This window comes from Rhodococcus sp. BE178 (genome assembly GCF_050433545.1).
In the GTDB taxonomy this organism is placed as follows: Bacteria; Actinomycetota; Actinomycetes; order Mycobacteriales; family Mycobacteriaceae; genus Prescottella.
This window is the reverse complement of the sequence record NZ_JBNPXA010000025.1, coordinates 20816-40902: the sequence shown is the minus strand read 5'-3', so window position 1 is coordinate 40902 and position 20087 is coordinate 20816. Positions and strand designations below refer to the sequence as shown.

The 20087-nt window shown below is 68.9% G+C and carries 19 protein-coding genes; 11 read left to right on the top strand and 8 right to left on the bottom strand.

The window, feature by feature from the left end; all coding sequences use genetic code 11:
- Nucleotides 1-306: 306 nt before the first annotated feature.
- Both groES and groL read left to right on the top strand, forming a co-directional pair.
- A complete protein-coding gene (gene groES, locus J2X34_RS27495) occupies nt 307-609 on the top strand; it encodes a co-chaperone GroES (RefSeq protein WP_005518479.1) in 303 nt (100 codons plus the stop codon).
- A gap of 114 nt (nt 610-723) precedes the next feature.
- Nucleotides 724-2337, top strand: coding sequence for a chaperonin GroEL (groL, locus tag J2X34_RS27490; protein ID WP_114718923.1), 1614 nt, complete (start codon nt 724-726; stop codon nt 2335-2337).
- 80 nt (nt 2338-2417) lie between these two features.
- On the opposite strand, the gene J2X34_RS27485 is transcribed toward groL, so the two are convergent.
- The 4 genes from J2X34_RS27485 to J2X34_RS27470 all read right to left on the bottom strand — a co-directional run bounded on the left by J2X34_RS27485 (nt 2418) and on the right by J2X34_RS27470 (nt 4973).
- On the bottom strand, nt 2418-3122 hold the full coding sequence (locus J2X34_RS27485; RefSeq protein WP_429520277.1) for an anti-sigma factor domain-containing protein: 705 nt from the start codon (nt 3120-3122) through the stop codon (nt 2418-2420).
- A gap of 1 nt (nt 3123) precedes the next feature.
- Nucleotides 3124-3789, bottom strand: a complete 666-nt coding sequence (locus tag J2X34_RS27480; protein WP_114718925.1) for a sigma-70 family RNA polymerase sigma factor — start codon at nt 3787-3789, stop codon at nt 3124-3126.
- 63 nt (nt 3790-3852) lie between these two features.
- Nucleotides 3853-4515, bottom strand: a complete 663-nt coding sequence (locus J2X34_RS27475; RefSeq protein WP_114718926.1) for a fasciclin domain-containing protein — start codon at nt 4513-4515, stop codon at nt 3853-3855.
- A 167-nt stretch (nt 4516-4682) separates the two neighbouring features.
- Nucleotides 4683-4973 (bottom strand): WhiB family transcriptional regulator, encoded by a 291-nt coding sequence (locus tag J2X34_RS27470; protein WP_114719002.1) that lies wholly within the window; start codon nt 4971-4973, stop codon nt 4683-4685.
- Between the two features lie 562 nt (nt 4974-5535).
- On the opposite strand from J2X34_RS27470, the gene J2X34_RS27465 reads away from it, so the two are divergent.
- From J2X34_RS27465 to J2X34_RS27455, 3 genes are all read left to right on the top strand, one after another.
- On the top strand, nt 5536-6384 hold the full coding sequence (locus tag J2X34_RS27465) for a hypothetical protein (RefSeq protein WP_429520276.1): 849 nt from the start codon (nt 5536-5538) through the stop codon (nt 6382-6384).
- 129 nt (nt 6385-6513) lie between these two features.
- The gene (locus J2X34_RS27460) at nt 6514-7092 is read left to right on the top strand and encodes a sigma-70 family RNA polymerase sigma factor (RefSeq protein WP_031938667.1); all 579 of its coding nucleotides are present in this window, start codon (nt 6514-6516) and stop codon (nt 7090-7092) included.
- Nucleotides 7085-8065 carry an anti-sigma-D factor RsdA gene (locus J2X34_RS27455; RefSeq protein WP_429520275.1) on the top strand — a complete coding sequence of 327 codons (981 nt, stop codon included), beginning with the start codon at nt 7085-7087 and terminating at the stop codon, nt 8063-8065. Before J2X34_RS27460 ends, J2X34_RS27455 begins: the two co-directional genes overlap by 8 nt.
- A gap of 81 nt (nt 8066-8146) precedes the next feature.
- Here the strand turns inward: J2X34_RS27455 and J2X34_RS27450 are convergent, their stop codons facing one another.
- Nucleotides 8147-8551, bottom strand: a complete 405-nt coding sequence (locus J2X34_RS27450; RefSeq protein ID WP_114718928.1) for a DUF5319 domain-containing protein — start codon at nt 8549-8551, stop codon at nt 8147-8149.
- 208 nt (nt 8552-8759) lie between these two features.
- Here J2X34_RS27450 and guaB point away from each other — a divergent pair, with 208 nt between their 5' ends.
- The 4 genes from guaB to guaA all read left to right on the top strand — a co-directional run bounded on the left by guaB (nt 8760) and on the right by guaA (nt 15026).
- Complete coding sequence (guaB, locus tag J2X34_RS27445; protein ID WP_114718929.1) at nt 8760-10283, top strand: IMP dehydrogenase; 1524 nt, start codon at nt 8760-8762, stop codon at nt 10281-10283.
- A 30-nt stretch (nt 10284-10313) separates the two neighbouring features.
- Complete coding sequence (locus tag J2X34_RS27440) at nt 10314-11453, top strand: GuaB3 family IMP dehydrogenase-related protein (protein WP_114718930.1); 1140 nt, start codon at nt 10314-10316, stop codon at nt 11451-11453.
- A gap of 196 nt (nt 11454-11649) precedes the next feature.
- A complete protein-coding gene (locus tag J2X34_RS27435) occupies nt 11650-13413 on the top strand; it encodes an FAD-dependent oxidoreductase (protein WP_429520274.1) in 1764 nt (587 codons plus the stop codon).
- A 41-nt stretch (nt 13414-13454) separates the two neighbouring features.
- The gene (gene guaA / locus J2X34_RS27430; protein WP_429520273.1) at nt 13455-15026 is read left to right on the top strand and encodes a glutamine-hydrolyzing GMP synthase; all 1572 of its coding nucleotides are present in this window, start codon (nt 13455-13457) and stop codon (nt 15024-15026) included.
- Between the two features lie 65 nt (nt 15027-15091).
- Here guaA and J2X34_RS27425 read toward each other — a convergent pair whose 3' ends face one another.
- Both J2X34_RS27425 and J2X34_RS27420 read right to left on the bottom strand, forming a co-directional pair.
- The gene (locus J2X34_RS27425; RefSeq protein WP_114719004.1) at nt 15092-15310 is read right to left on the bottom strand and encodes a hypothetical protein; all 219 of its coding nucleotides are present in this window, start codon (nt 15308-15310) and stop codon (nt 15092-15094) included.
- Between the two features lie 31 nt (nt 15311-15341).
- Nucleotides 15342-16739: a PspC domain-containing protein gene (locus J2X34_RS27420; protein ID WP_429520272.1), complete on the bottom strand. Its 1398-nt coding sequence runs from the start codon at nt 16737-16739 to the stop codon at nt 15342-15344.
- A gap of 134 nt (nt 16740-16873) precedes the next feature.
- On the opposite strand from J2X34_RS27420, the gene J2X34_RS27415 reads away from it, so the two are divergent.
- Nucleotides 16874-18160 carry an ATP-binding protein gene (locus J2X34_RS27415; RefSeq protein WP_429520278.1) on the top strand — a complete coding sequence of 429 codons (1287 nt, stop codon included), beginning with the start codon at nt 16874-16876 and terminating at the stop codon, nt 18158-18160.
- A gap of 9 nt (nt 18161-18169) precedes the next feature.
- Nucleotides 18170-18844, top strand: a complete 675-nt coding sequence (locus J2X34_RS27410; protein WP_114718934.1) for a response regulator — start codon at nt 18170-18172, stop codon at nt 18842-18844.
- A gap of 23 nt (nt 18845-18867) precedes the next feature.
- On the opposite strand, the gene J2X34_RS27405 is transcribed toward J2X34_RS27410, so the two are convergent.
- Nucleotides 18868-20040: a serine/threonine-protein kinase gene (locus J2X34_RS27405; protein ID WP_181818669.1), complete on the bottom strand. Its 1173-nt coding sequence runs from the start codon at nt 20038-20040 to the stop codon at nt 18868-18870.
- Nucleotides 20041-20087: the final 47 nt, after the last annotated feature.

The window sequence follows — 20087 nt, the reverse complement described above, 5'->3', positions numbered from 1 at the left end:
GCCTGGGGTTGTGAGCGGCGGGGGCCGGGGGGGGGGGGGGGGGGGGGGGGGGGGGGGGGGGGTGGGGGGGGGGGGGGGGGGCGCGGCCCCCCCCCCCCCGCCCCCACGTCTGTGTTCGGGTCAGTGCGCTCGAGCGGACGCCACCCTTGAGCGCTGGCACTCTCATGTATAGAGTGCTAGTCGACACTGAGCGAGTCCCGGCACCCGCGACGACGGGGCGCGTGAAGAGTCACTGTGGTGACTGAATTGATGGTGGTCCGAGGAACAGCCTCGGGCCCGACAACCCCTGAAAGTGGAGGGCTCATCGTGGCGAGCGTGAACATCAAGCCGCTCGAGGACAAGATCCTCGTCCAGGCCAACGAGGCCGAGACGACGACTGCCTCCGGCCTGGTCATCCCCGACACGGCGAAGGAGAAGCCCCAGGAGGGCACCGTCGTCGCAGTTGGTCCCGGCCGCTGGGACGAGGATGGCGAGAAGCGCATCCCCCTGGACGTCCAGGAAGGCGACACCGTCATCTACAGCAAGTACGGCGGAACCGAGATCAAGTACGCCGGCCAGGAGTACCTGATCCTGTCGGCTCGCGACGTTCTGGCTGTCGTCGCGAAGTAAGCCTTACGCCTCCCGCCCCGGAGTTCCGCATCGGACCCGGGGCGGAGTGCGTTCCGGCCGACACCCTGACATCCGTTCCGGGACGAAAACCCTGAGCCAGGAGTAGCTGAATCAATGTCCAAGCAAATTGAGTTCAACGAGAAGGCCCGGCGCGCGCTCGAGCGTGGCGTCGACCAGCTCGCCGACGCCGTCAAGGTCACCCTCGGCCCGCGCGGTCGGCACGTCGTGCTCGCCAAGGCATTCGGCGGCCCCACCGTCACCAACGACGGTGTGAGCATCGCCCGCGAGATCGAGCTCGAGGACCCGTTCGAGAACCTCGGCGCACAGCTCGTCAAGAGCGTCGCCACCAAGACCAACGACGTCGCGGGCGACGGCACCACCACCGCCACCGTTCTCGCGCAGGCGCTGGTGAAGGCCGGCCTGAAGAACGTTGCCGCGGGAGCCAACCCGATCGGCCTCGGCATCGGCATCAGCAAGGCCGCCGACGCCGTGTCGGAGGCGCTGCTCGCGGCCGCCACCCCGGTCGAGGGCAAGGAGGCCATCGCACAGGTCGCCACCGTGTCGTCGCGTGACGCGGAGATCGGCGAGCTGGTCGGCGAGGCCATGACCCGAGTCGGCGTCGACGGTGTCGTCACGGTCGAGGAGTCCTCGACCCTGCACACCGAGCTCGCCGTCACCGAGGGTGTCCAGTTCGACAAGGGCTACCTGTCGCCGTACTTCGTCACCGACATCGACGCCCAGCGCGCCGTTCTCGAGGACGCGCTGGTGCTGATGTACCGCGACAAGATCACCTCGCTGCCGGACTTCCTGCCGCTGCTCGAGAAGATCGCCGAGTCCGGCAAGCCGGTCCTCATCATCGCCGAGGACATCGAAGGCGAGGTGCTCTCCACGCTCGTCGTCAACGCGATCCGCAAGACGCTCAAGGCCGTCGCCGTCAAGGCGCCGTTCTTCGGTGATCGTCGCAAGGCCTTCCTCGAGGACCTCGCCGTCGTCACCGCCGGCACCGTGATCAACACGGACATGGGCATCACGCTCAAGGAAGCCGGTCTCGACCTGCTCGGCACGGCACGCCGCGTCGTCGTCACCAAGGACGAGACCACCATCGTCGACGGTGCCGGCACCGAGGCCGACATCGCCACCCGCGTCGCGCAGCTCAAGCGCGAGATCGAGAACACCGACTCCGACTGGGACCGCGAGAAGCTCGAAGAGCGCCTCGCGAAGCTGGCCGGCGGCGTCGCCGTCATCAAGGTCGGCGCAGCCACCGAGACGGACCTCAAGGAGCGCAAGTTCCGCGTCGAGGATGCCGTCAACGCTGCCAAGGCTGCGGTCGAGGAGGGCATCGTCCCCGGTGGCGGCTCCGCCATCGTGCAGGCCGGTCAGGTCCTCACCGACCTGGCTGCGTCGCTCTCGGGTGACGAGGCCACCGGTGTCGAGGTCGTGCGCACCGCGCTGCGCGCTCCGCTGTTCTGGATCGCCACCAACGCAGGCGTCGACGGTTCCGTCGTGGTCAGCAAGGTGTCCGAGGCGCCCAAGGGCCACGGCTTCAACGCCGCGACCCTCACCTACGGCGACCTGCTCGCCGACGGTGTCGTCGACCCGGTCAAGGTGACGCGTTCGGCTGTCGTCAACGCGGCATCCGTCGCGCGCATGGTGCTCACCACCGAGAGCGCCGTCGTCGAGAAGCCCACCGAGGAAGCAGCGGACGCCGGCCACGGCCACGCTCACTGATCTCCTCGGCACCAGCTGAGACGAAAGACCCCCGGACGGTTTCGTCCGGGGGTCTTCGGCTTTCGGGGACCCGCATCGGATCAGGTGAGCGGGATGGACGCGAACATGTCGCCCGTCGGGGACGTCGACCCGCCGGGCGGCTCCACCGTGAAACCGAGCTGGGTGGCACCGTCGATGCCCTCGAGCACCGCGGTCGTGGTGGGGGACACCTGGTCGGGGCCCATCGTGCCGGCCGGCACCGGCTCGTCGCCACGTACCAGCCACATCTGGTAGACGGTGTCCGACTTCGGCGGCGTGACACCGTTCATCACCAGCATCGCCGCGTTCGCTTCCTTCGAGTACATCGTGGTGGCCGTGCCGCCACCCGGAATCTCGGCTGTCACCGAGTGCATGTCGGGTGCGTCGAGGATCTGCGCGGTGACCGACGGTGTCGGCGGGGCCTCCGTGATCTGGCGACCGATGACCACGCCGCCGGCGAGCAGTGCCACCGCAGCGGCAACGGACGCGATCGCGATCCGCCATCGGCGCCCGGGCGTCCGACGGGCCGCGAGTTCGTCGCCCGTGACCTGACGGATCAGATTGTGGCGCAGGGATGCCGGCGGCGTGACTGCGACGAGGGAGCTGGCGGCGGCCATCGTCTCGCGGGCCAGCCGGACCGCGGCGTCGAACTCGGCGCGAGTCGCCTCGTCCGCCTCCGCCAGTCGTGCGTCGAGGTCGCGTCGCTCGGAGTCGTCGAGGGCGTGCAGCGCACAGGCATGCGCCCATTCGATCAGATCGTCGTCCATCTCATATCACCCCCAGACAGCCTCTGAGCCTTGTCAATCCGTCTCTGATCCGTGACTTCACGGTCGGCACCGCCACCCCGAGTTCGGCCGCCACCTCGCGGTACGTCCGGCCGCCGTAGTAGGCGAGCGTGACCGATTGTCGTTGAATGTCGGTCAACGCCTGGAGGCAGTCCAGAACTGCCTGCCGTTCGGCGCGGTGCTGCACCTCCTCCGTGACCTGATCGAACTCGTCCACGCGGTTCGCGGTCTCGTAGACCACCTCACGATCGGAGTGGGACTGTTCCGACCGCACCCGGTCGACCGCGCGGCGGTGGGCGAGCGTCATCAGCCACGAGAGTGGTGATCCGCGTTCGGGATCGAAGTTGCCGGCCGATCTCCACACCTGGAGGTAGACCTCCTGAGTGGTCTCCTCCGAGAACCCGGGGTCACGCAGGACCCGCAGGACCATGCCGTACACCCGCGCGCCGGTCCGATCGTAGAAGTCCGCGAACGCAGCGCGGTCACCTTCGGCGATGTCCGCCAACAACTTTCGCAGGTGAACCGATTCCTCGTGGCGGGCGGCGACGAGCTTCCCGTTGTCGACGGGGCATGCGTCATCGCCGCCGGAGGATCCGGCCGAGCTCACGTGTCCTCGTTCGAGTGCATCGAGGACCACCGTAGCGTCCATCGGCCGGATCCTCCCGGAGTGGGCGGCTCGTCGTGGCATGGTCGTGGACCGTCGTGACTATGACTACTGCGGCATCAGCACCGAGTCCACGAGGTACACGGTCGCGTTCGCCGTCTGCACGCCGCCGCACACGACTCCGGCCTCGTTCACCTTCAGGTTGTCTCCGGACCCGGTGACGGTGACGTCGGAGCCCTCCACCGTCGCGTGGGTCCCGTCGACCTGGCTGGGGGCCAACTGTCCCGGAACCACGTGGTACGTGAGGATCTTGGTCAGCAGGGCGTCGTCGGTCTTCAGCGTCTCGACGGTCGCCGGATCGAGCTTTGCGAACGCCGCATCGGTGGGAGCGAACACCGTGAACTGGCCGCCGTTGAGCGTGTCGACGAGGTTGACGTCGGGATTGAGTTGGCCGGACACCGCGGCGGTGAGTGTCGTCAGCATGGGGTTGTTCGACGCGGCGACCGTGACGGGATCCTGTGCCATGCCGCTGACCGAGCCCGGGCCGTCGGGAACCATCGCTGCGTACTCTGCACAGCCCGGACCGACCGGGTTCGCGGCCGCGGCGGTGGCACCCGAGGACATCATTCCGGACTCCGCCGAACCTGATGTCGTGGTGCTCGTCGTCGGGGCGTCGCCGGAGTTGTCGTCGGACGAACACGCAGCGACACCGAGCAACGCGATCGATGTGGTGGCGGCTACGGCGATGAGGCGGGACGTCTTGATGTTCATGGGACTGCCTTCCTGACGGGATGGTCTTCAGCACTGTCGGAAAGGCATTCGGAGTACCGGACGCCGCGGATGGGTCGACGCGGACACGACTGCGCCCGGGGAGACCTCGACGTCGAGGTCTCCCCGGGCCTGCGCGTGTACTCGTCACCTACGGGTGACGGGCACCCCTAAGCGATGCGGCGGCGCGACTGCCTGGTCAGCATCTCGCGCTCGGACTCCGACATCCCACCCCAGATCCCGTACGGCTCGCACACCGACAGCGCGTGGTTGCGGCACTGTGCCAGCACCGGGCACTGTCGGCACATCTCCTTCGCGCGGCTTTCCCGCTGGGCCCGAGCACGGCCACGTTCGCCGTCCGGGTGGAAGAACACGGCGGAGTCCACACCACGACACAACCCGTGCATCTGCCAATCCCAGATATCGGCATTCGGGCCGGGAAGATGATTCGGAACAGGCATCAGGACTCCTCTGTCAGCAGGCTCGCGGTGACGCTGCGAGCGGCCCGCCACCCCCCGGGATGACAAGACCTATGAAATCGGTTACGCCCCGCAACCGTAAAGGGGCATATGAAATCCCGTCAACACTTACGCTGAGTGGTGATTTCCATATCCCTGGAGCCAAGAATTAACGCCCTGGACATTTACATGGGGCGGCGGCTGTGATTGCGTAGCGACACGGGGGTCGATCGCTTCCGCGTTGGCCGACGTCGCCCTCACCTGGACGATCGTCCTGATTCTCCCCGACTGGTTGGTTACTCTGGAGTATTGTTCGGCGATTCTCGTTAACCTCGACGCCACATATTCTTCAAATTTGAATCATGTTCGCGCGGCGAATCGCCTTTACGGTGCACGAACATTATTAACAGGTCGTCCAGTTGGAGAAGTTTCAACGGTTCATCGTGTGTCTTCAGTCGCGTCTGCAATGGCTATCGGGGGCTATCGGGGGCTATCGGGGCGGGATCGGACGTCGGCCGACCGGTATGCGGAATGGCGTCGGCGCCCGCAGTGGCATGATCACCGGATGCCGCACGACCCGCACGACCCGCACGGCTCTCACGACTCACACGACTCGCACGGTCTTGGGGGCGCCGCCTTCGGTTCGGATCCCGGACGGAACCCGTTGCCGGTACCTGCCGATCCGCTGGGGCGCTGGTTGCGCGCCGTCGCACTGGGTGGACAGGGGCGGTACGCGCAGGCCCGGGCCGAGCTCGAACCGCTGCGCCGGATGTCCGGGACCGAGCCGGCGGTGGCCTCGCTCGCGGCCAGCACACAGGCATCCCTGCTGCGGCAGCTCGGCGCCCACGCCCTCGCTTCCGGCTACGACGGTGCCGCGCTGGCGCTGATCGGGATGACCCGTACCGGCGACCGGTGGTGGCACGAGGCACGCTGCGATGCTCTGACGGGACTTGCTGCCGACGCGCTGGGATGCGGTCGGCTGGCGTTGGGGCGCACGCTCCTCGTCCGCTGCGAGGCGTACCTGTCTGCGGTCGGCGAACCGGACACGCTGTGGCGTCAGTACGTGAGACTGCACTGGGTGACGGCCGAGATCGCGCTCGCGGCCGGAGACTTCGCCGCCGCAACCGTCCATGCTCAGGCTGCGGTCGACCGCTCGGCCGACTGCCCGTCCGTGCGGCATCGGATCAAGTCCGAGCTGCTGTTCGCGGCGTCGGCGACCGGAAGGCCCGAGCCGGACCTCGCACTCGAGACCGCGGAGCGGGTGCTCGTCGACGCCGGTGCACACGGACTGCTCCCGTTGCGATGGGCGGCAGCGATGTTGGTGGACGGCGTGCGCCCGGATCCGGCCGCACGAGCGATCCGTGACGAATGCGCCGATGCGATCGCTCGCCGGGGCGGGAGGTTCTCGAAATGACCGCCCGATATTCGAACGATGCACTGACGCGTCGGACTCTGTCGTTACTCTTACAGACGTTCCGCCGTGAGGCGGAAGCACACCCGGCTGGGGGGACGTGCCACTGTAACGCCAGGATTCGCGCTGACGATGTCTAACACGGGTGAGGAGTTGAACTCCGCCGTCGCTGCCGCAGCGCAGGGCGATCGGAATGCTCTGGCCCAGGTCCTGAAGAGTATTCGCCCTCTGGTCGTGCGCTATTGCCGTGCCAGGGTCGGCGCCGCGGAGCGTGGGCAGTTGTCCGCGGACGATGTGGCGCAGGAGGTGTGCCTCGCGGTGATGACGGCACTTCCGCGCTACCAGGATCAGGGTCGTCCGTTCATGGCTTTCGTCTACGGCATCGCCGCACACAAGGTCGCTGACGCTCACCGAAACGCTGCGCGTAACAAATCCGATCCAGTTGCTGAAGTACCAGATGTCGTTTCCTCCGACGACAGTCCCGAAGAGCGGGCGCTGAGTTCGGAGACGAGCCGACAGGTGAACGCACTGCTTCAGACGCTTCCCGAGAAGCACCGCGAGATCCTCGTCCTTCGGCTCGTCGTCGGTCTGTCGGCGGAGGAGACGGCAGCAGCAGTCGGAAGCACCGCTGGCGCGGTGCGGGTGGCTCAACACCGAGCCATTGCCAAGTTGAAGAAGGAAGTGACGAGAGCAGGTGAGAGGCATGGCTAGGGGCCAGAATGGCGAGCCGGGCGATCCCCACGCCGATCTCGCTGGAAACGGCACGCCCGTCGACGTCGCCGCGGTGCGTCGTGACGATGCGCTGATCGACGCGATCGCCGGCGACCGTCCCGTCGCAACCGACAGTCCCGAGGAATACCAGGTCGCCGCGCTGCTCGCGAACTGGCGGACCGAGATCCTGGCGCAGCCCCTGCCGGCTGAACCGGACCTCGACGACATCGTTGCCCGCGTCAACCGCGAACTCGAGGCGCAGGACTCACTGTCGACCCGGTCGCGGTCCGGGCGCAGCCAACTCCGACTGCTCCGACCGATCGCCGCGGCCGCCGCCGTCGTCGCGATCGCGATGGGCGGCATGAGCATCTTCTCGTACAACGCCGAACCGGGCGACCCGCTGTGGGGCGTCAAGCAGGTGGTCTTCACCGAGCGGGCGGCCTCCACCGTCGCGAAGATCGACACGACGTCCAACCTCCAGGAGGCCGAACGTCTCATCGCGTCGGGTGATGCGGTCGGCGCGAAGGCCAAGCTCGACTCGGCCGGTGCGCGCGCGAGCGCGGTCAACGAGGCCGGGACCCGGGACGAGCTGAACGTGTGGCGCGACCGACTCCTGACCGAGTTGGGGAAGGTCGTGCCGCCACAGGCTCCGATCGTGCCGCCGGCGACGACCCCGCCACCCGCCACCGCCGGCGACTCGTCGTCCACCAGTCCGGGGCTGGAGACGTCGGTTCCGGTCACGGAGTGGCCGTCGCCCACGATCGACCCCCGCATCCAGGGCGTGATTCCGGGCACCTCGACAGCGCCGTCACAGTCGCCATCGCCGTCGGCGACCTCCTCACCGAACCCGGCGACCGCGACGTCCGAGACGCCGCCTCCCACGACGACCACGACGACGCCGCCTGCGACGTCGACCACACGGGCCACGAGTGGCTCACTGGGCGGACAGCCGCCGGTGACGCCCTCGCCCTGACGATTCAGGGATGGATCCCGCACGAACGAGTACGGCCCGGCAAGCAATGCTTGCCGGGCCGTAGCCGTCGAGGGGTGACTCTCAGAGTTCGAAGCCGTCGCCGTGGAGGGCGTCGTTCATCGAGGCATCCGCGTAGCCGCGGCAGTAGTCCCAGGTGACGTACGCGTCGGGCGACGGGTCGTACGCGGGCTCGTGCGGGCGGACCGTGCCGTCGACGAGCAGCTGGAGCAGGTTCGCGCGCAGCATGTCCCAGTCGTGGTAGTGGTCCTGCTGGCAGTCCTCGCAGCACACGACCAGTCCGCGAATTCCACGGTGGCCGAGCAGCGCCTCGTAGACGGCGAGGTCCGCGAGGTCCTCCTCCACGGCGAGACGCTCATGGGGATCCAGCGGCTGGCCCGGCTCGATCGCGTCGAGCGCAGCAGACGGGTCGGCAGGGTCACCGGCGAAGGGGTCCGGCGGAAGACCGGGAGGCAGTTGATCGCGCACAACACCACGGTACGCAGTTCATCCCGGTCTGCGCTAGCTGATAGCCGTGGGTGAGTCGCCGGGACGGCCCGCGTGCACTTTCGGGCGAGCCGATACCATGGTCCACGGAGGTCTGCGCACGGCAAATCCCGCAGGGGAATTTTTCGTCGGCCCAGACTCTTCTTCCGTAATCAATATCAATCGACGCTTCATGGAGGGCCCGAGCCGCATGAGTAGTACCGGAGGGCACGTGCACACCGGGGGAGACGACCCGAACAAGGTTGCGATGCTGGGTCTCACCTTCGACGACGTGCTGCTGCTGCCGGCGGCTTCGGACGTCGTCCCCAACCAGGTGGACACCTCGAGCCAGCTGACCCGTGAGATCCGCCTCAACGTCCCGCTGGTGAGTTCGGCGATGGACACCGTCACCGAGGCCCGCATGGCCATCGCCATGGCGCGCGCCGGCGGCATGGGTGTCCTGCACCGCAATTCCGCCGTCGAGGCGCAGGCCGGATGGGTCGAGACCGTCAAGCGGTCCGAGGCCGGCATGGTGACCGATCCGGTCACGTGCAGTCCGTCGGACACCCTCGCCGAGGTCGACGCCAAGTGCGCGCGGTTCCGTATCTCCGGACTGCCCGTCACGGACGAGACCGGCACCCTCGTCGGCATCATCACCAACCGCGACATGCGGTTCGAGGTGGACGAGAACCGTCCGGTCGCCGAGGTGATGACCAAGGCGCCGCTGATCACCGCGCGCGAGGGTGTGACCGCCGAGGTCGCGCTCGGCCTGCTGCGTCGTCACAAGATCGAGAAGCTCCCGATCGTCGACGGCCACGGCAAGCTCACCGGGCTCATCACGGTCAAGGACTTCGTCAAGACCGAGCAGCACCCCAACGCCACCAAGGATCGCGACGGACGCCTGCTCGTCGGTGCGGCGGTCGGTGTCGGTGACGACGCCTGGGTCCGCGCGATGACGCTGGCCGACGCCGGTGCCGACGTCCTCGTCGTCGACAGCGCGCATGGCCACCAGGTCAACATCTTGCAGATGATCGCGAAGCTCAAGGCCGAGATCGGCGACCGCGTCCAGCTCATCGGCGGCAACGTCGCCACCCGCGCCGGCGCTCTCGCTCTCGCCGAGGCCGGCGCGGACGCCGTCAAGGTCGGTGTCGGCCCGGGCTCCATCTGCACCACCCGCGTCATCGCCGGTGTCGGCGCCCCGCAGATCACCGCGATCCTCGAGGCCACGGCCGCGTGCAAGGCGCTCGGTGTCCCGGTCATCGCCGACGGCGGCCTGCAGTTCTCCGGTGACGTCGCCAAGGCGCTCGCCGCCGGCGCGTCCACCGCGATGCTCGGCTCGCTCCTCGCCGGCACCGCCGAGTCCCCGGGCGAGCTGATCCTGGTCGGCGGCAAGCAGTTCAAGAGCTACCGCGGCATGGGCTCGCTCGGCGCGATGCAGAGCCGCGGACAGGGCAAGTCCTACTCCAAGGACCGCTACTTCCAGGACGACGTGCTCGCCGAGGACAAGCTGGTCCCCGAGGGCATCGAGGGCCGGGTTCCGTTCCGCGGCCCGCTGTCGCAGGTGATCCACCAGCTCACCGGCGGCCTGCGCGCGGCCATGGGCTACACCGGCTCCGGGACGATCGAGCAGCTCCAGGAGGCGCAGTTCGTGCAGATCACCGCGGCGGGCCTCAAGGAGAGCCATCCGCACGACATCACCATGACCGTCGAAGCGCCGAACTACGCTGCCCGCTAAGCACTCATAACAATCGAGAAAGGGGCGCGCGTGCGCGACCTCGTCGAAATCGGCATGGGCAGAACTGCCCGACGCACCTACGAGTTGGACGACATCAACATCGTTCCCTCTCGCCGGACCCGTTCCTCGAAGGAGGTGTCGACGGCCTGGCAGATCGATGCGTACCGCTTCGACATCCCCGTCCTGGCTCATCCGACCGACGCGCTGGTGTCGCCGTCGTTCGCGATCGAGCTCGGCAAGGCCGGCGGTCTCGGTGTCATCAACGGTGAGGGCCTGTGGGGTCGGCACGCCGACGTCGAGGTCAAGCTCGCCGAGCTCGCCGAGATGGCCGAGAAGGAGATCGATCCCGACGCGGCCGTCGCACGCCTGCAGGAACTGCACGCCGCGCCGCTGCAGCCCGAGCTGCTCGCGGCAGCGGTCGCGCAGGTCCGCGACGCCGGTGTCACCACAGCTGTCCGCGTCAGCCCGCAGAACGCTCGCGCGCTCACCCCGGCGCTCGTGAAGGCCGGCATCGACCTGCTGGTCATCCACGGCACGATCATCTCGGCCGAGCACGTCGCGCACGGCGAGAGCGAGCCGCTGAACCTCAAGACGTTCATCTCCGAGTTGGACGTCCCGGTCATCGCCGGTGGCGTGAGCGACCACCGCACCGCGCTGCATCTGATGCGTACGGGCGCGGCCGGCGTCATCGTGGGCTACGGCTCCACCGAGGGCGCCACCACCACCCGTGAGGTGCTCGGCATCGGCGTGCCGATGGCGACGGCGATCGCCGACGCCGCCGCGGCTCGCCGGGACTACCTCGACGAGACCGGCGGACGCTACGTCCACGTCATCGCCGACGGCGACATCACGTCGTCGGGCGACTTCGCGAAGGCCATCGCATGCGGTGCCGACGCGGCCGTCATCGGTGCGCCCCTCGCGGTGGCGCAGGAGGCTCCGGGCGGTGGCTGGTTCTGGCCGTCCGCGGCCGCGCACCCGTCGATGCCGCGTGGCTCGCTGCTGCCGGTCTCGTACGGCGAGCGTCCGGCGCTCGACCAGGTCCTGAACGGGCCGTCGGACGACCCGTACGGTTCGCTCAACTTCGTCGGCGGCCTGCGCCGCTCGATGGCGAAGTCGGGCTACTCCGACCTCAAGGAGTTCCAGAAGGTCGGCCTGAGCGTTCGCGCCTGATCCACCTCGTTCCTGTGGCCGAATGTCACATCCGTTCAGTTGAACTGAACCGGTGTGACATTCGGCCACAGGCGTTTCGGGGAACCGCCACCGTTCGTGCGACCGGTGGTTACAGTTAGGGCACCCTTGTGGTATGAGTCACAGGACTGCGGTGCATACTGGCGAGTAACAAATCCGTTCATGGTGGAGGTGTCCTATGGGCAAGCAGCGCGCGACCGACTACGACGTGCTGATCGTCGGCTCCGGCTTCGGTGGAAGCGTCACCGCGCTCCGGCTGGTGGAGAAGGGCTACAAGGTCGGTGTGCTCGAGGCCGGGCGCCGCTACGCCGACGCCGACTTCGCGAAGACCAGCTGGGACCTCAAGCGCTTCCTCTGGGCACCGGCGTTGGGCTGCTACGGCATCCAGCGCGTGCACCTGCTGCGCGACGTTCTGATCCTCGCCGGCGCGGGTGTCGGCGGCGGTTCCCTGAACTACGCGAACACCCTCTACAAGCCGCCGTCGTCGTTCTTCCAGGACCCGCAGTGGCGCGACATCACCGACTGGGACTCCGAACTCACGCCGCACTACGAGCAGGCCCGCAAGATGCTCGGTGTCGTCCAGAACCCCCACATGACCCCCGCCGACGAGGTCATCAAGTCGGTCGCCGAGGACATGGGCGTGGGTGACACGTTCATCCAGACGCCGGTCGGTGTGTTCTTCGGGGAGCCCGGCAAGACCGTCTCGGACCCGTACTTCGGTGGCGTCGGCCCCGACCGCACCGGCTGCATCGAGTGTGGTGAGTGCATGACCGGCTGCCGCCACGGCGCCAAGAACACCCTCATCAAGAACTACCTCGGCCTGGCGGAGAAGGCCGGCGCCGAGATCATCCCGATGACCACCGTCGAGTCGCTGTACGAGCGGTCGGACGGCACGTGGGACGTCGCGACCCACCGCACCGGGGCGAAGGTCCGCAAGAACCGCAGGACCTACACCGCGCAGTACGTCGTGGTCGCGGCCGGCACGTGGGGTACCCAGCAACTGCTGCACAGGATGAAGGACACCGGGACGCTGCCGCGGCTGTCGAATCGCCTCGGCGAGCTCACCCGCACCAACTCCGAGTCCATCGTCGGTGCGGGCAAGTACAAGATCGATCCGGCGATGGACCTCACGCACGGCGTCGCGATCACGTCGTCGTTCCATCCCTCGTCGGACACGCACATCGAGCCCGTCCGGTACGGCAAGGGCTCCAACGCGATGGGTCTGCTGCAGACGCTCATGACGGACGGTGGCGGCAGCACGCCGCGCTGGATCAAGCTGCTCAAGGTGATCGCCGCCAACCCGCGACAGATGCTCCGGATGCTCACCGTGAAGAACTGGAGCGAGCGCACCATCATCGCACTCGTGATGCAGAACCTCGACAACTCGATCACCACGTACACCAAGAAGGGGGTCCTCGGCCGCCGCAAGGTCACCAGCAAGCAGGGCCACGGCGAGCCCAACCCCACGTGGATCCCGGCCGGCAACGAAGCCACCCGACGGATCGCCGAGAAGATCGACGGTGTCGCGGGCGGCACGTGGGGCGAGGTGTTCAACATCCCGCTCACCGCGCATTTCCTCGGCGGTTGCACCATCGGGTCGGATGCCGACCACGGAGTCATCGACCCCTACCACCGGGTGTACGGCTACCCGACGCTCAGCGTCGTCGACGGTGCCTCGGTCTCCGCGAACCTCGGCGTGAACCCGTCGCTGACGATCAGCGCGCAGGCCGAGCGGGCGGCGTCGCTGTGGCCCAACAAGGGCGAGCAGGACAACCGTCCCGCGCAGGGCGCCGGCTACTCCCGGATCGCCCCGGTGGCGCCGAAGAATCCTGTGGTCCCGGCGGGTGCGCCGGCCGCGCTGACCCTGCCGATCGTCGAGATCCGTGGCGGTCGGACCGGTGGGCAGCCGGAGGGCACCGAGGCTGGGAGCGGGGTCGCCTAGGCCGGGGACGGTGCGGGAGCTGCGCATATTAGACTGTTCTGGTGTCAGAAACCCAGCAGGACAGGCCGGTTCTCGTCGTCGACTTCGGTGCCCAGTACGCGCAGCTGATCGCTCGCCGCGTCCGTGAGGCGAAGGTCTACTCGGAAGTGGTGCCGCACACCACGACCGTCGAGGAGATCGCGGCGAAGAAGCCGCTCGCCGTCGTCCTGTCGGGTGGGCCGTCCAGCGTGTACGAGGAGGGTGCGCCGCAGCTCGACGCCGCCCTGTTCGACCTGGGCATCCCCGTCTTCGGTATCTGCTACGGCTTCCAGGCGATGGCGAACGCGCTCGGCGGCACCGTCGCGCACACCGGCGGCCGCGAGTACGGCCGCACCGAGATGACCGTCAGCGGCGGCGTCCTGCACGACGGCCTGCCTGCGACGCAGCCGGTGTGGATGAGCCACGGCGACGGCGTCACCGCCGCACCCGAAGGCTTCGAGGTCACCGCGTCCAGCGCCGGTGCACCGGTCGCGGCGTTCGAGGACCGCGCCCGCAAGCTCGCCGGCGTCCAGTACCACCCCGAGGTCATGCACTCCCCGCACGGCCAGCAGGTGCTCAGCCGGTTCCTGCACGAGATCGCCGGGATCCCCGGTGCGTGGACGGCAGCGAACATCGCGGAGTCGCTGATCGAGCAGGTCCGCGAGCAGGTCGGCGACGGCAAGGCCATCTGCGGCCTGTCCGGTGGCGTCGACTCCGCTGTCGCGGCCGCGCTGGTGCAGCGTGCGATCGGCGACCGCCTCACCTGCGTGTTCGTCGATCACGGTCTGATGCGCGCCGGTGAGCGCCAGCAGGTCGAGAAGGACTTCGTCGCCGCGACCGGCGCCCGCCTGATCACCGTCGACGCGTCGGAGACGTTCCTGCGCGAGCTGGCCGGCGTGTCCGATCCGGAGACCAAGCGCAAGATCATCGGCCGCGAGTTCATCCGCAGCTTCGAGGGAGCGGTGTCCGAGGTGCTCGGCGAGAGCGCCGCGCACGGCGAGACCGTCGACTTCCTGGTGCAGGGCACCCTGTACCCGGACGTCGTCGAGTCCGGCGGCGGCACCGGTACCGCGAACATCAAGAGCCACCACAACGTCGGCGGTCTGCCCGAGGACCTGCAGTTCAAGCTCGTCGAGCCGCTGCGCCTGCTGTTCAAGGACGAGGTGCGCGCCGTCGGTCGCGAGCTGGGTCTGCCCGAGGAGATAGTCGGACGCCAGCCGTTCCCCGGGCCGGGCCTGGGCATCCGCATCATCGGTGAGGTCACGCAGGAGCGTCTCGAGATCCTGCGCCACGCGGATTCCATTGCGCGCGAAGAGCTCACGTCCGCCGGCCTGGACGGCCAGATCTGGCAGTGCCCCGTCGTGCTGCTCGCGGACGTCCGCAGCGTCGGCGTCCAGGGCGACGGCCGCACCTATGGGCACCCGATCGTGCTGCGCCCGGTCTCCAGCGAGGACGCGATGACCGCCGACTGGACCCGACTGCCGTACGAGGTGCTCGAGCGCATCTCCACCCGGATCACCAACGAGGTCGCGGACGTCAACCGCGTAGTCCTCGACGTCACCAGCAAGCCGCCGGGAACGATCGAGTGGGAGTGATCCCGCACTGAACGCACGACAGCGCCCCGGCCACCACACAGGCTGGGGCGCTGTCGTCTGTGCGGCTAGCGCCGCCGACCCGGGGAGAACACCAGCGCCGCGCCGATGCCGACCGCGACGATCACGAACAGCCAGCGGGCGCCGACGTTGGCGAGCGGGTCGAGGGTGAACGGGCCGATGATGGCCCACGCACTGACCAGCAGCGCGGCGATGCCGGCCAGGAGCAGGCCTATAGATGGGAATCGCGACGGTGTCGCGGTGGACTGCTCGTCGGTGTCCGACATGCGTTCGGTGGTTTCCTGATTGTCAGCGTATTCAGCCACGGTAGACCCTCACTTCTCCGAACTTGTTGTCGACCTTCAGGTCCAGGACCGGGCCGCTGGTGCCGTCGGCGCCACCGTCGACGAATCCGTCTCCGATGCAGTCGGTGGTACCGCCGACGACGGAGCAATCGGTGCGGACGTTCATGTTCTCGGGCACGATCACGGTGTAGTTACCGAACGTGCCGTCGAGGCGCATCTCCCGGTTCTCGGTGAGATCGAGCTGGCGTAGGTCGACGGTGAAGTCGCCGGCCGTGCCCTCGTAGACGGCAGTGAGTTCGCCCATCGATCGCGGGGTCCAGGTGTGTTGGCCGACCTTCGACCCGTCCCAGTTCAGTGGTCCGATGATCGACGAGAGGATCACGAACCCGGCGAGCGGGAATCCGACGACGAGCAGTCCGTAGCCGCGCCGCAGGAAGGCTCCGACGAGCAGTCCGGCGCCGATCACGGCGAGGGCGATGCCGCCGATCCGGGCGGGCGTCAACCATTCCGCGCCGGTCGCGGCCCACACGCCGGTCGCGGCGGCGGCAGCCAGGACCGCGAGGCCGAGGACGACGGACGTGAATCGGCTGCGGGGCTTGCGTGGCAGCTCCGCGGGCAGCTCCGGTGCGCGGGCCGGCTCGGGCAGGTCCCACGCGAACGGCGCGACGCCGAGCGGGTCCCAGGCCGGGGGAGTCGGCTCGGGTGATGTCGCAGCCACCGGATCCGTCGGGACGGTCGGCCGATCCGGAGCGGCCCCGGACTCGGACTCGGACGCGGGCTCCGACTCGGGCTCGTAGTGGTCGGGCAGTCGCGTGTACGGCGTGTACGCGCTGTACCCGGTGTACGGCTGGCCGGGGTACGCGGCCGTCGGCGCCGTCTGGAACGGCGTCACCGGGAACCCGGCGACGGTCTGCGGCACCCCCGCCGGCAGCGCCGGCGGAATCGGCCGGCGCTGGTACAGCAGCCACAGGCCGCCGAGCATGAGCGCGAAGCTGATCAGTCCCGACCCGCCCATCCCGACACCGATCGGGCCGAGCGTGCTCGCGGCGATCGCGAGCGCCACGAGCAACACCACGGTCTTGGTGCCGGATTGCGAACTCTGGCCGCGTCCGAGCAGTGACTCGGCGGGCGAGACCTGGTCGCCGGGCTTGCTGAGCAGCAGCCAGCATGCGAGATACAACACGATGCCGGCGCCGCCGAAGATCGTCGAGACGACGAACGCGACCCGCACGAGGACGGGGTCGATGCCGTAGCGGTGGCCGATGCCCGCCGCGACGCCGGCGATGTGGCCGTGCGCCGGTAGCCGGATCGGGCGGGTCCGCCACAGGTCGTGAAGCTGATCGGAGAAGCTCCCGGTGGTCCCTTCAGTGCTCATACAACCATCGTCGCGATCGGCCACTCGCCGCACCATCGGGAACTACCCTGATCTTTCCCTGAACCCGGGTCGGAGCGTCCACGGATATCAGGGTCGGACCCTGATGCCGGACCGCGGGAATCCGTGCCAGGATCGGGACTGTGCAACCTCTGGTCGACCCCAACCAGGTCGTGAACACGGCTCTGGATCCCGTGCGGGACGAAATCCTCCACCCCAGGCTCGAGCGTCGAGTCGGGGGCCGCATCGTGGGCGGTGTCGCCGGCGGCCTCGCCGATCATCTCGGCGTCGACGTCTTCAAGGTGCGGGTCGCGTTCACACTGCTGGCCGCGCTCGCCGGTGCGGGCATCGTCGCGTACGGGCTGCTGTGGATCTTCACGCCGCCCGGCACCGACACCGAGAAACCCAGCGCCGCCGAGCGTCGTCGCGCGCTGGGCCTGGCCGTGATCGGACTCGCGATCAGTGCGGGTCTGGCCTGGATGATCAACGGTACGGCGGCGTCGGTGATCACACCGTTCGTCGTCGTAGCGGTCGGTGCCGCGCTGGTGTGGCGGGAGTTCGACACCGACGGTTCGCGTTCGGTGCTGGGTCTGCCGCACCGCCCGACGGTGCTCACCTGGGCGCGCGTCCTGGGCGGTGTGACGCTGATCGTCACGGGCCTCGGTGTGGTGATCCTCGCGCAGGTCGACATCGATGCGCTGCGGTCGTCGCTGCTCGCCGTCGTCGTGACACTGGTCGGTGCCGGTCTGCTCACGGTGCCGCTGTGGCTGCGGCTGTGGCGGGCGCTGGGCGAGGAGCGTGCCGCCCGCATCCGCAACGAGGAGCGCGAGGAGATCGCCTCGCACCTGCACGACTCGGTGCTACAGACGCTCGCGCTGATCCAGAAGCAGGCAGAGTCGCCGCAGGAGGTGACCCGGCTGGCGCGCGGGCAGGAGCGGGAGCTGCGACGGTGGCTGTTCGGTGGCGGCGAGACCGCGCATACGAGCCTGTCGGAGGCACTGCAGACCATCGCCGGTGAGGTGGAGGATCAGCACGGGGTGACGGTGCGTCCGGTCACCGTCGGCGACGTCGAACTCGCTGCCGACGGCAAGGAGGGGCCCGGGCTGTCGCGGGAGTGCTTCACCGCGCTGCTCGGCGCCACGCGGGAGTCGCTCGTCAACGCCGCCAAGCATGCGGGGGTCTCGAGCATCGATCTGTACGCGGAGACCGAACGCGACCAGGTCAGCATCTTCGTCCGCGACCGCGGTGTGGGCTTCGACCCCGACACGGTGCCGGAGGACCGGCAGGGGCTGGCCAAGTCGATTCGTGCCCGGATCGAGCGGCGCGGCGGTCGGGTGGAGGTCCGCTCGACGGTGGGCAAGGGCACCGAGGTGCGGATCCACATGCCGCGCCCGGTCTCGCCGGACAGTGAAGACATTGCTGCCCCGGACGTCGCGAGCGAAGCCGAACCGATGTCCTAGGGTGGGGCCGTGACTTTCTCGGCCTCCTCTGCACCCAGCCCCGACAAGTTCCGGGTATTCCTCGTCGACGACCACGCGGTGTTCCGGGCCGGGGTGCGTGCCGAACTCGGTCGGGAGTCCGACATGGAGGTCGTCGGTGAGGCTGGCGGCGTCGCCGAGGCCGTAGCCGGCATCAACGCGCTGCGTCCCCAGGTGGTGTTGCTCGACGTGCACATGCCCGACGGGGGTGGTGTCGCGGTGCTGAACGGAATCGACTCGGGCCCGGTCTGTCTGGCGCTGAGTGTGTCCGACGCAGCCGAGGACGTGATCGCCGTGATCCGGGCCGGTGCCCGCGGGTATGTGACGAAGACGATCTCGGGTGCCGAACTGGCGGACGGTGTCCGCCGCGTGGCCGGAGGCGACGCGGTGTTCAGCCCGAGGCTCGCGGGTTTCGTGCTGGACTCGTTCACCGGACGTTCGAATGTTCCGGAGCCTCCTCTGGATCCGGAACTGGACTCGCTCACCCCGCGTGAACTCGAGGTGCTGCGCCTGCTCGCCCGCGGGTACACCTACCGTGAGATCGCCGAGGAGTTGGTCATCTCGGTGAAGACCGTGGAGACCCACGCGTCGAACGTGCTGCGAAAGACACAGCAGTCCAATCGGAATGCGCTCACCCGGTGGGCGCACCGGCGCCGCATCGACTGAGCCGTCGCTACTGGGACGCTGTCTCAGAGAACCAGCGCGACGATCAGCACCACGACGAACGCGAGCACGATGATGCCGACCATGACGGCCATCGCGAGCGGCGCGGCCGCGACGATCTTGCCGCGCGTGTCGGTCGGGGCCTGCGGGCCGGTGAGACCGTCGGTGAGCTGACGGAGCCACGCCCGCCCCGCGGGACGCGGAACCGCGCCCAACGGTGTGTTCGATTGCGCGGCAGGAAGATCCGTCGCAGTGGTCGAGGCCATGCGGCGGCGCGGGATCGGTGCCGGGGCCGACCGGTAGGCCCAGTTGGGGACCGTGCCGTCGGCCGCCTTCACCGGTGCGCCGATCAGCGCGTCGGCGGCGGCCGCCCCGGTCCCGGCGTCGGATCCGAGTGCGACGGCGGCGAGGGCGTCGCGGGCCTGCGCCATCGTGGGGCGGCGGGCCGGGTCGGGCTCGAGTAGGTGCAGCAGCGTGTCGGTGAGCGGACCGCTGAGGCTCGGTCGGTAGATCTCGGCCTTCGCGACCCGGTGCAGCAGCGCGATGGGATCGGTGTCGAGGCCGAACGGGGGTTGGCCCTCGACGACGGTGTACAGCGTCGCGCCGAGCGAGAAGACGTCGCTGGCCTCGGTGGGGTCGTCGCCACGGGCGACCTCGGGGGCGAAGTAGGCGGGCGTTCCGGTGATGACCCCCGGCTTGCCGCTGGGCGCGTCACCCTTCGCGCGGGCGATCCCGAAGTCGCTGATCTTGACGATGCCGAGGGCCTCGCCGCGGTCGGCGACGAGGATGTTGCCCGGCTTGATGTCGCGGTGCAGGATGCCGGCCGCGTGCGCCTCCGTGAGCGCGGCCGCGATCTGCGCACCGATCTGCGCGACCTCGAGGGGCGGCAGGGTGTCCGCGAGATTCATGGCCTCGGCGAGGCTGCGCGACGGCAGGTACTCCATGACGAGCCACGGCTCGCCGGACTCGACCGCGACGTCGTACATCGCGATCGCGTGCTCGTGGGACAGCTGCGCGGCGTTGCGGCCCTCGCGTAGGGCCCGCTGGCGGACCGCGCGGGCCTCCGCCTCGTCCATGCCGATGGTGGAGGTGACCTGTTTCACGGCGACCTCGCGGTCGAGCAGCGTGTCGTGCGCGAGCCACACCGCGCCCATGCCGCCGCCGCCGAGCTTGGAGCGCAGCCGGTATCTGCCCGCCATCAGGTAGTCCGGCCCGATGACCGCCCGGCTTCGTCGGCCTGCTCGGG

Excerpts from the sequence above, each read along its gene's own strand:
- groL (WP_114718923.1), top strand. The coding sequence starts at position 724 with ATGTCCAAGCAAATTGAGTTCAACGAGAAGGCCCGGCGCGCGCTCGAG.
- J2X34_RS27460 (WP_031938667.1), top strand. The coding sequence starts at position 6,514 with ATGTCTAACACGGGTGAGGAGTTGAACTCCGCCGTCGCTGCCGCAGCG.
- J2X34_RS27485 (WP_429520277.1), bottom strand. The coding sequence starts at position 3,122 with ATGGACGACGATCTGATCGAATGGGCGCATGCCTGTGCGCTGCACGCC.
- J2X34_RS27465 (WP_429520276.1), top strand. The coding sequence starts at position 5,536 with ATGCCGCACGACCCGCACGACCCGCACGGCTCTCACGACTCACACGAC.
- J2X34_RS27455 (WP_429520275.1), top strand. The coding sequence starts at position 7,085 with ATGGCTAGGGGCCAGAATGGCGAGCCGGGCGATCCCCACGCCGATCTC.
- J2X34_RS27405 (WP_181818669.1), bottom strand. The coding sequence starts at position 20,040 with ATGGCGGGCAGATACCGGCTGCGCTCCAAGCTCGGCGGCGGCGGCATG.
- J2X34_RS27475 (WP_114718926.1), bottom strand. The coding sequence starts at position 4,515 with ATGAACATCAAGACGTCCCGCCTCATCGCCGTAGCCGCCACCACATCG.
- J2X34_RS27470 (WP_114719002.1), bottom strand. The coding sequence starts at position 4,973 with ATGCCTGTTCCGAATCATCTTCCCGGCCCGAATGCCGATATCTGGGAT.
- J2X34_RS27420 (WP_429520272.1), bottom strand. The coding sequence starts at position 16,739 with ATGGTGCGGCGAGTGGCCGATCGCGACGATGGTTGTATGAGCACTGAA.
- J2X34_RS27435 (WP_429520274.1), top strand. The coding sequence starts at position 11,650 with ATGGGCAAGCAGCGCGCGACCGACTACGACGTGCTGATCGTCGGCTCC.
- J2X34_RS27480 (WP_114718925.1), bottom strand. The coding sequence starts at position 3,789 with ATGGACGCTACGGTGGTCCTCGATGCACTCGAACGAGGACACGTGAGC.
- J2X34_RS27425 (WP_114719004.1), bottom strand. The coding sequence starts at position 15,310 with ATGTCGGACACCGACGAGCAGTCCACCGCGACACCGTCGCGATTCCCA.
- guaB (WP_114718929.1), top strand. The coding sequence starts at position 8,760 with ATGAGTAGTACCGGAGGGCACGTGCACACCGGGGGAGACGACCCGAAC.